Origin of the sequence: Clostridium ganghwense, from assembly GCF_026735165.1 — a bacterium.
Taxonomy (GTDB): domain Bacteria; phylum Bacillota; class Clostridia; order Clostridiales; family Clostridiaceae; genus Clostridium_H; species Clostridium_H ganghwense.
Genome location: NZ_JAPQES010000025.1, coordinates 1 through 742, shown reverse-complemented (window position 1 = coordinate 742; position 742 = coordinate 1). Strand labels below are relative to the sequence as shown.

The 742-nt window shown below is 36.3% G+C and carries 1 protein-coding gene; it reads left to right on the top strand.

Features of this window, described 5'->3' with window-relative positions:
* Positions 1-742, top strand: a 742-nt coding sequence (locus OXH55_RS19895) for a PTS transporter subunit EIIC (protein ID WP_268051887.1), incomplete at both ends; no start/stop codon positions are given.

The window sequence follows — 742 nt, the reverse complement described above, 5'->3', positions numbered from 1 at the left end:
CAAGCATTTGCTAAAGTTATGGAACAATCAGGAGGAATTATTTTTGGTAATCTTTCATTATTATTCGCAGTAGGAGTTGCAGTAGGTTTAGCAGGAGGAGAAGGTGTTGCAGGACTTGCAGCAATAGTTGGTTTCTTAATAATGAATGTTACTATGGGACTACTTACAGGAGTTACTCCTGAAGTATTAGCTACAAAAGACCCTGCTTTTGCAAGTGTTTTAGGAATTCCTACATTGCAAACAGGTGTATTCGGTGGTATTATTATCGGTATTATAGCAGCGCAAGTATATAAAAAATATTATAACATTGAACTGCCACCATATTTAGGATTCTTTGCAGGAAAGAGATTTGTACCAATCGTTACAGCAGTAGTAGCAGTAGTAGTAGGTATTGCTATGACATTTGTATGGCCACCAATTCAACATGGCTTAAATGCATTCTCTCATAACATGATTGATGCAAACAAAACAGCAGCAGCATTTATATTTGGTGTAATAGAACGTGCGTTAATACCATTTGGATTACATCATATTTTCTATAACCCATTCTGGTTCCAATTTGGTGAATATACAAATCAAGCAGGACAGTTAGTAAATGGAGACCAAGCTATATTCTTTGCTCAATTAAAGGATGGAGTACCATTTACAGCAGGAACATTTATGACTGGTAAATTCCCATTCATGATGTTTGGACTTCCAGCAGCAGCATTAGCAATGTATCATGAAGCAAAACCTGAAAAGA